At 39.4% G+C, this 7,975-nt stretch carries 7 protein-coding genes; 2 read left to right on the top strand and 5 right to left on the bottom strand.

Features of this window, described 5'->3' with window-relative positions:
• The 3 genes from FHQ08_RS12370 to FHQ08_RS12360 all read right to left on the bottom strand — a co-directional run.
• A partial coding sequence (locus tag FHQ08_RS12370; protein ID WP_230914694.1) for an IS110 family transposase occupies positions 1-866 on the bottom strand: 866 nt, incomplete at its 3' end.
• 369 nt (positions 867-1,235) lie between these two features.
• Positions 1,236-2,822, bottom strand: coding sequence for an ABC transporter (locus FHQ08_RS12365; protein WP_230914693.1), 1,587 nt, complete (start codon positions 2,820-2,822; stop codon positions 1,236-1,238).
• Positions 2,809-3,576 carry an ABC transporter ATP-binding protein gene (locus FHQ08_RS12360; RefSeq protein ID WP_230914695.1) on the bottom strand — a complete coding sequence of 256 codons (768 nt, stop codon included), beginning with the start codon at positions 3,574-3,576 and terminating at the stop codon, positions 2,809-2,811. Before FHQ08_RS12360 ends, FHQ08_RS12365 begins: the two co-directional genes overlap by 14 nt.
• 450 nt (positions 3,577-4,026) lie before the next feature.
• On the opposite strand from FHQ08_RS12360, the gene FHQ08_RS12355 reads away from it, so the two are divergent.
• Both FHQ08_RS12355 and FHQ08_RS12350 read left to right on the top strand, forming a co-directional pair.
• A complete protein-coding gene (locus FHQ08_RS12355; RefSeq protein WP_230914692.1) occupies positions 4,027-4,884 on the top strand; it encodes a homoserine O-acetyltransferase/O-succinyltransferase family protein in 858 nt (285 codons plus the stop codon).
• Complete coding sequence (locus FHQ08_RS12350; RefSeq protein WP_230914691.1) at positions 4,859-6,136, top strand: O-acetylhomoserine aminocarboxypropyltransferase/cysteine synthase family protein; 1,278 nt, start codon at positions 4,859-4,861, stop codon at positions 6,134-6,136. Before FHQ08_RS12355 ends, FHQ08_RS12350 begins: the two co-directional genes overlap by 26 nt.
• A 149-nt stretch (positions 6,137-6,285) precedes the next feature.
• Here FHQ08_RS12350 and FHQ08_RS12345 read toward each other — a convergent pair whose 3' ends face one another.
• Positions 6,286-7,134 carry an aldo/keto reductase gene (locus FHQ08_RS12345; protein ID WP_230914690.1) on the bottom strand — a complete coding sequence of 283 codons (849 nt, stop codon included), beginning with the start codon at positions 7,132-7,134 and terminating at the stop codon, positions 6,286-6,288.
• 71 nt (positions 7,135-7,205) lie between these two features.
• A complete protein-coding gene (locus tag FHQ08_RS12340) occupies positions 7,206-7,673 on the bottom strand; it encodes an HIT family protein (protein WP_230914689.1) in 468 nt (155 codons plus the stop codon).
• Positions 7,674-7,975: the final 302 nt, after the last annotated feature.

Genomic DNA, 7,975 nt, shown 5'->3' with positions numbered 1-7,975 from the left:
TCACCGACCTCACCAATGATTCGGCTAGCTGTCAATTCACCAATGCCAGGCATAGAAGTCAAGATCTCAAATTCTGGTAAAGCTTTCGCTTGCGCTATCAATTGTTTCTGTATTTTCTCTTTTTGCTGGATCAACGCTTTGAGCTCATGGGCATAATAACGAACTTCGGCTACTTGCACATCGCCCTTGTGGGCGGCTGGCGCACTATCTTTAGCATAATCTAAAAGTGCCTCAGCTTTTTGGGTCGCTTTTGTTTTGGAGAGCTTTTTATCCGTATTTTTCATCAACTGGTTGCGTAATTTGATGTGCCCTAAGCCTTTAACAAAGTCCGGATGCGGATAAAGTTCAATGATATTCAATGCTAATTTAGAAATTCTGCTGCTAAATAAGGCTTCTAACTCAGGAAAGGTCTGTTGAAGCGTGGTATGGAGCCAAAGTTGATGAAGTTTGATATCTTTGATCATCCGTTGATAAAAACGGTTCAATTCTCTGAGTGTGCCATAGATCGGCTTCTGTTGCGTAAATAGGCGGTAAGTATTGTCATAAGCGGCTAAACCGATCTTGCGGGCGTCTGTGGTGTCGTTCTTGATGCGGCGAAGATCTTGCGTATTGAAATGAAGTTGTAGGGGGTTCAACTGAGTGAATGCCCAATGCTGGTCAGTGCAGAAACGGACTAGCGGTCGTGAATAAATGCCTGTGGCTTCAAAATATAAGGTGGGGTGCTCTAGTTCTGCCACGGTCGTGGCTAACTTTTGAAACCCAGTTTTTGTATGATGAAACGCGTACTCATCAATACATTTGTGGTCGTGATAAACAGCCACGTTACTTTTTCCCATTGAAACATCGATACCGATCAGATCGGTCATCGAACAACATCTTCTTTCTTGTGATTAGAACACTAACTACTCCTGGATCTCATTTCCGATACCCGAGCTCGAAGCTCCACAAACTTAAAATTGATTAACAGAAGGTAGTAGTGAAAGCCAGTTTTTTTTACGGGCTCGAAGCCCCATAGAGTGCGATCGGCTTTAACACTGATTATCACACGAAACGTTGATCATCGAGGAATATACTCTACTTGATACCAAGAAACGTTTTTGATCACATAAATTTACCAAAAGAATAGGACGGGCTCGAAGCCCCAATGAGTGAACGGTATTTTTATAATTGATCAAAAAAGATCTGTTGACCGAAGTAAGAATATACTTCATCAACAGATCTAATCTTAGTATGTTTTAATTTAATTTCTGCCAGAAATGCTTCCAGTAATAGAAACAAATACCAATAAATAACAAACCAATCAACAATAGCATCACACTATTCAACACCACTACAATACCAGAAATGTTTAATAACAGTACATAACCCACAATGACGACAATGCTCAAAATAAATATGGTAATCAAACCAAAAATGACACCAAAATTACCACCACTGCGATTAAATAGCTGCATCACATTTGTCCAATCAGGTACGAACAAGCGACGGTCACGAGCAAAAAAGCGTAAACTAGCAACAAAATTCCCCATAAAAGTGCCTATCAGCAAACAAAGTGCTAATAGGAATGGCAATTTCAAAACGAGCCAGAAGGCAATACAAACTAATAGCAAAACTAACATCTGGATACCAACGGCTAGATTGAACTTACGCTTCAAGTACGTTTTTTCTTTGATTGGCAGAGCTTTAACAAAAGCATAATTTGGCCCATCCAGAGAAATAATATTACTCACAAGTGCCCCTTGATTAACGATCATTAAGCTTAACGCAATACCTGCCAATAAAAATACGCCGAAATATTTCCCGGGCAATTTTCCTAAATCGAAAGACTGATTGATCGTTCCAGCAAAAATCATGATTAATGGCGGAAAAATCGTTGTCGTTAATGACTGTAATAAAAAGGTTGGGTTTTTAAGTAAACTTAAATTATAATGCCGTAGTAACTGGTCTAAAGAACGCGCGTGGTAACTTTTAGATGGCTTGGCTGCTGTAGCTGCATTAGAAAGGTTGTATTGTGTATATAAACTAGGAATGAGCCAAACCTTTAACAAATAATAACCTAAAAATACACTTATCAATAGAATACCGAGAGTTAACAGGCTCTTCCCCGTCAATGGCTGCAGCAATAATTTATGTAAGGGTAGAAATAATGCAATCTTTTTAGCATCATGGCTAGCGATGTTAGCTTGATGCTCTTGCATCGTTAAAATACCAATCACCATCATAACCATCGTGACGATCAACAATAGAAAAGTAAATGTCTTCCGGTGACTTTGATAGACTTTAGTATGCGTCAAACCAAAAACTAACAGTGAACAAAGCATGAAAATCAATGTAAAAAATAGGCCAAATAAGAAAAGCCCCAGAATACTACCACCAATCATACCGAAACTGCCGTTTATCCCTGTCAAAATGAATAAAGCTAATAGCGGCAAGACGAAAGGTAGATTACTCAAAGCAATTACAGTGAACTTTGCTAAAAAAATAGCACTTTGCTGAAACGGCAATGGTAAATAATCATTTAGATCACGACTTTCAAAGAAGACATTGTTGATTGCAGAAACACTCTGGGCCAAAGTCATGAGTGCGAACATCATCACATATTGACTAAATAGACCTGGACGATACTTTAAATTGATCACAAACATACTTGCGCCGTACAAAAATAAGAAAAGCACACTTAATAGACCATACTGCATCATCGTCGAACGAATGATTTGTTGACTATTTTTATGCTGTTTACGTTGCCGACTCGTTGCTTGTGGGTTGATATAAAGTAAATTAACTTCGATCAGTGCTTTAAGCTGCCGTTTATTTTTCAACATCTTGATCATCCTTTAAGTTCGCTAAGTGCTGAGCATCTGCTTGTCGGCCGGCCATCTTTAGATAAATCTTCTCCAACGATGTGCCGGGTTCAGTGGCTAAAAGATCTGCTACTGAACCGTTATAAATTAATTCACCTTTCTTCAAAATAGCTAGTTCATCACATAACTGTTGTGCGGTATCTAACACATGCGTAGAAAAAATAACAGTTTTGCCGCGCCGTGCATGGTCCTTGATTAGTTCTTTTAAATCGTAGGCTGTTTGAGGATCTAGACTCTGTAAAGGTTCGTCTAAGATCCATACATCGGGGTCGGGTAATAGCGCGCCAATAATCACAGTTTTTTGGCGCATCCCATGAGAAAAATCTTCAATAGCTTCATCTACATGGGCCGTCATGTCGAATAATGTGACTAATTCTTTTAGGCGTTGATCTGCAGTTGCTGGCAAATCATAGGCCGCAGCAATCAAATGCCAATATTCATTAGCCGTCAGTTGTAAAAATATATCTGGCGAGTCAGGAACATAGCCAATTTTTTGCTTAACAGCCATGCGATTTTGATGCAAATCCAGTCCATCTACTTCGATGTGTCCCGCCGTTGGTTCAATAATACTAACGATACTTTTAATGGTCGTGGACTTCCCCGCCCCATTATGACCTAAAAAACCAAATACCTCGCCTGATTTAATATTTAATGTCAAATCTTTCAGGGCAATCGTCTGGCCATATACCTTATTTAGATGCGCTAACGTTATCATCATAAAACCTCTATTTTATTTCCCATAACCATAACATAGATAATAAATTGATTATCTAAAACCGTATAAAAAACACGAAATATTAAAACTTTCTTCAAAATCAAGTCTTGACATTATGATAAACAGATTTATAATTACCTACAATAACTCATTGAAATCTAATTTAGCATTGCGGAGAAGAGTAATTGGCCTAGTATCTGTTAAGCGACCGCCAGTTGGTGTAAGGGCGGCTTTGAACAGTCAACGAAGATGAGCTCCAAGGCAATAGGCTTAGTGCAAGCTGAGTCTACGGTAGGATCCGTTAATATCCCAAGCATTATTGTGCTGTAGAGGTAGCTTTGGCTACGAATTTGGGGTGGTACCACGACCACATCGTCCCCGTATCTTATTTTGAGATACGGGGTTTTTATTTGCTTTTTAAATCATTAACTCAATAAAGGAGTCGATTGGATGACAGTCAGATTACGTAATGGTTTTTGTCGATACAAAGATCTTAATGTTCCAGCGAATACTTCATTTTTAAAAATATTGATTCTCAATCTAATGCCACACAAAGCTGCCACGGAGAAACAATATAGCCAACTATTTTCAGAACTCGCTAGTAACACCGAACTCACCTTTATGGTGCCCGAAACACATTCCTGGCATCATGGTAACTCCAGAGCTTTACGTGATCATTATGCGACATTGACCAAAGTAGCTGATGATTATTTTGACGCTTTAATCGTTACTGGCGCACCTTTAGAAAAAATAGATTATCAAGACGTAGACTATTGGCCTGAATTTGAAACGATTATGGATTGGAGTCTGACACATACTGGCAAGCAAATTTTTACTTGTTGGAGCGCTTTAGCCGCCCTGAACCATGACTTTCAAATACCAAAAATCAATTTAACTGAAAAAATATTTGGTGTTTATCAGGCTACGGATCAAGCCTGTTTCCCAATCAGATTACAAATGCCCCAATCTCGCTTTGCCACAATTGATCCAGAACAAATTAAAGCCCAGCCAGGGTTGTCAATTTTAGCTCAAAATGAGACTATAGGCCCGTTTCTTTTGCAAGACACCAAAATTGACCGCTGGTATGTCTTAGGCCATCCCGAGTACAGCGCCTTTACGCTTTTACAGGAATATCAGCGCGACTTAACGAAAGGATTGCCAGTGCAGCCACCACAAAATTTTGCCTTAACTGCACCACAGCTTACCTATGCTCATTGGCGTAATAGCAGCCGCTATTTGTTCCAAAAATTTTTACAATCTAATCCAAAGGAGTCTTCAACTTATGAGCAAAAACAACTACAACTTTGAAACTTTACAAGTCCATGCTGGTCAAACGGTTGATGAAACTGGTTCGCGTGCGGTACCTATTTATCAAACAACGTCCTATGTTTTTGATTCGCCGCAACAAGCAGCGGATCGTTTTGCTCTCAAAGATCCTGGTAATATTTACACCCGTTTGACCAATCCCACCACTGCCGTCTTAGAAAAACGTATTGCCGCATTAGAAAATGGCACGGCCGCAGTTGCTTTAGCCACTGGTGCCGCCGCGATTGCCGCCACCATTGAAAATATTGCAGGTGCTGGCGATGAAATTGTTTCTGCAAGTACGATCTATGGTGGAACCTACAATTTATTTAATGTGACATTACCTAAACTTGGTATTAAAACACATTTTGTGAATCCAGACCAAGCAGCAAACTTTGAAGCTCAAATCAACAATCATACTAAGGCACTTTATGTAGAAAGCATTGGCAACCCTGATATCAATTTAGTAGATTTACCCAAATTAGCCAAAATTGCTCATGAACATCATTTATTACTAATTGTTGATAACACATTTGCCTCACCATATCTATATCGCCCATTAGCTTTAGGTGCTGATATTGTCATTGAATCGGCAACAAAGTTTATTGGCGGTCATGGTACGACAATGGGTGGTCTTGTTATTGAAAAAGGCGACTTTGATTATCATCAAACAGATCGTTATCCAGAATTTTTAACGCCCGATCCACAATATAACGGCCTTGTTTTTGGTGATTTAGCTGGCGCTGCATTTACAACTAAAATCAGGGCTGAAGTTTTACGAGATACAGGCGCCGCCATTAGCCCCTTTAATTCATTTTTATTGCTCCAAGGTTTAGAAACATTATCTCTGCGTGTTGAACGTCATGTTGCCAATACGCGTAAAATCATCGCTTATTTAAAACAATCAGACAAAGTGGCCTGGATCAAATATCCTGAGTTGTCTGATAGCCCTTACTATACCCTAGCTAAACGTGATTTTCCTAAGGGCACAGGGTCTATTTTTACACTAGGATTAACTGGCGGCGAACAAGCAGGCAAAGCCTTAATTACCGATCTACATATCTTTTCACTCCTAGCCAATGTTGGCGATGCTAAATCTCTGATCATCCATCCAGCGTCAACCACACATGCACAGCTAAACGAAAAAGAACTAAGATCCAGCGGTATCACACCTGATTTAATTAGAATCTCCATTGGTATTGAGAATGTTGATGATCTGATTGCTGATTTAGATCAAGCTTTAGCAAAGTTATAATACGATATTTCCCGGGAAATATTTATCTATAAAAAAAAACATAGTGGCTGGGACAAAACTAACGTTTTGTTTTCAGCCACTATGTGTTTACGAACAATTAAATTTTAACCGTATACCAAAAGACACTGATTTCACGCCAATTTTTAAAACTAAAAATCAGTATTATCTGGATCCGTTGCTAAACCAGCAACATCATGCAACCCATCAATCTTAGTCATATCTGCATCAGAAATTTCAAAATCAAATAATTTAGCATTTTCCACAATGCGTTGTTCATGGACAGATTTTGGTAACGGCAAGAACCCATGTTGAAGGCTCCAGCGTAATACTACTTGCGCTACAGATTTACCATATTTAGCTGCCATTTGTTTCAAAGCAGGTACTTCGAAAATCTTACCAGTACCCAAGGGACTATAAGCTTCACTCAAAATATTATGCGCTTCATTATACGCCGTCACTTCTGGTTGAAGATCACTCGGGTTTAAGAAAATTTGATTGACCACAGGTTTAATTTCAGCTGTTGCCAATAACTGATCTAGGTGATTTGGCCGAAAATTAGAAACGCCAATTGCTTTAATTTTTCCAGCACGAACAGCTTCTTCCATGGCCCGCCAAGCTTCTGCATTGGCATCCACCCAATGATCGCGATACTGCACTGGATTTGGCCAATGGATCAAATAGAGATCTAAGTAATCCAAACCCAACTTCTCCAAAGAAGTGTCGATTGCTTGCTTTGCAAGCTTATAAGAATGATCAGCATTCCATAACTTAGTCGTTACAAAAAGATCCTCGCGGTCCACACCACTTTTTTTGATACCTTGACCAACAGAAGCTTCATTGCCATAAGCAGCCGCGGTATCAATATGCCGATAACCTGCTTTTAAGGCCGCCAAAACAGAAGCTTCAGCTACCTGACCATCTGGTGTTTGCCAAGTACCAAAACCAACAATAGGGATTTTAACGCCATTAGCTAATTCATAAGTATCTGTTAAACTCATCGAATACACAACCTCCTAAACATAAAAGTGCATTTTTAAGCATAACACAAATATATTAATATTGTCAGAACTCAGCCTTGACGTAAATAAGCTGCAATTTTAGCCATCAACGGTCCGTGCTTTTGACTATCAAAAGCATATTCCGCCTTAGTCCAATTTTCAGTTGGATAGGTCCACACCGGATTTCTTAAATACTCAGCTGGTTCACTTTGATACCGTGGAAAAACATGGGCATGTAAAAAATGATCCGTATTACCCAAAATATCATAATTTAGCCGCACAGGCTGACAAATAGCTTGAATAGCATCGCCCAGTATCGTCATACTTTGTAAAAAAGCCGTTCGTTCGGTCATAGCTAGGTCGTTTAGGGCACCTACTTCTTTTTTAGGTAGTAAAACGGAATAACCTGGTAGAAATTGCACATCACCAAATACAGCAAAACCGCCCGGTAATTCAGCCATAACCATCGGATTGGTCCCTTTAAGTGCCGCTTGAATTCGATTTGTCCGCCAATCAGTCACTAAATCATCTCTTTTCATACATTTTGTTTATTGTACCTCAAACTAAGTTTAGTTTTGAAATAAATTCAAAAGCCAACTCAAAGCACAAAAATGACTGAGCTAAAATTAACAGTTTGATTGCAGCTATTTTTGTTTGACGAGCGATCTTATTTTAACCCTATTCCAAACAGGCAATACCTTTTGTCTCACGACACAAATCAAAACCACCCGTCAAACGGGTGGTTTGCTCTGAGGCTATAAGCCTCTATTACCGACCAGCGCCTAAAGACGCTGGCTTTTTAGTTCAAGCCAATTTGTCCTTGCCACTTTTGCTCACCCCT

The organism is Agrilactobacillus fermenti, from assembly GCF_021030645.1.
Taxonomy (GTDB): domain Bacteria; phylum Bacillota; class Bacilli; order Lactobacillales; family Lactobacillaceae; genus Agrilactobacillus; species Agrilactobacillus fermenti.
The sequence above is the reverse complement of the archived record's forward strand: the minus strand, read 5'-3'. Positions and strand labels throughout refer to the sequence as shown.

Excerpts from the sequence above, each read along its gene's own strand:
- FHQ08_RS12350 (WP_230914691.1), top strand. The coding sequence starts at position 4,859 with ATGAGCAAAAACAACTACAACTTTGAAACTTTACAAGTCCATGCTGGT.
- FHQ08_RS12360 (WP_230914695.1), bottom strand. The coding sequence starts at position 3,576 with ATGATAACGTTAGCGCATCTAAATAAGGTATATGGCCAGACGATTGCC.
- FHQ08_RS12345 (WP_230914690.1), bottom strand. The coding sequence starts at position 7,134 with ATGAGTTTAACAGATACTTATGAATTAGCTAATGGCGTTAAAATCCCT.
- FHQ08_RS12365 (WP_230914693.1), bottom strand. The coding sequence starts at position 2,822 with ATGTTGAAAAATAAACGGCAGCTTAAAGCACTGATCGAAGTTAATTTA.
- FHQ08_RS12355 (WP_230914692.1), top strand. The coding sequence starts at position 4,027 with ATGACAGTCAGATTACGTAATGGTTTTTGTCGATACAAAGATCTTAAT.
- FHQ08_RS12340 (WP_230914689.1), bottom strand. The coding sequence starts at position 7,673 with ATGAAAAGAGATGATTTAGTGACTGATTGGCGGACAAATCGAATTCAA.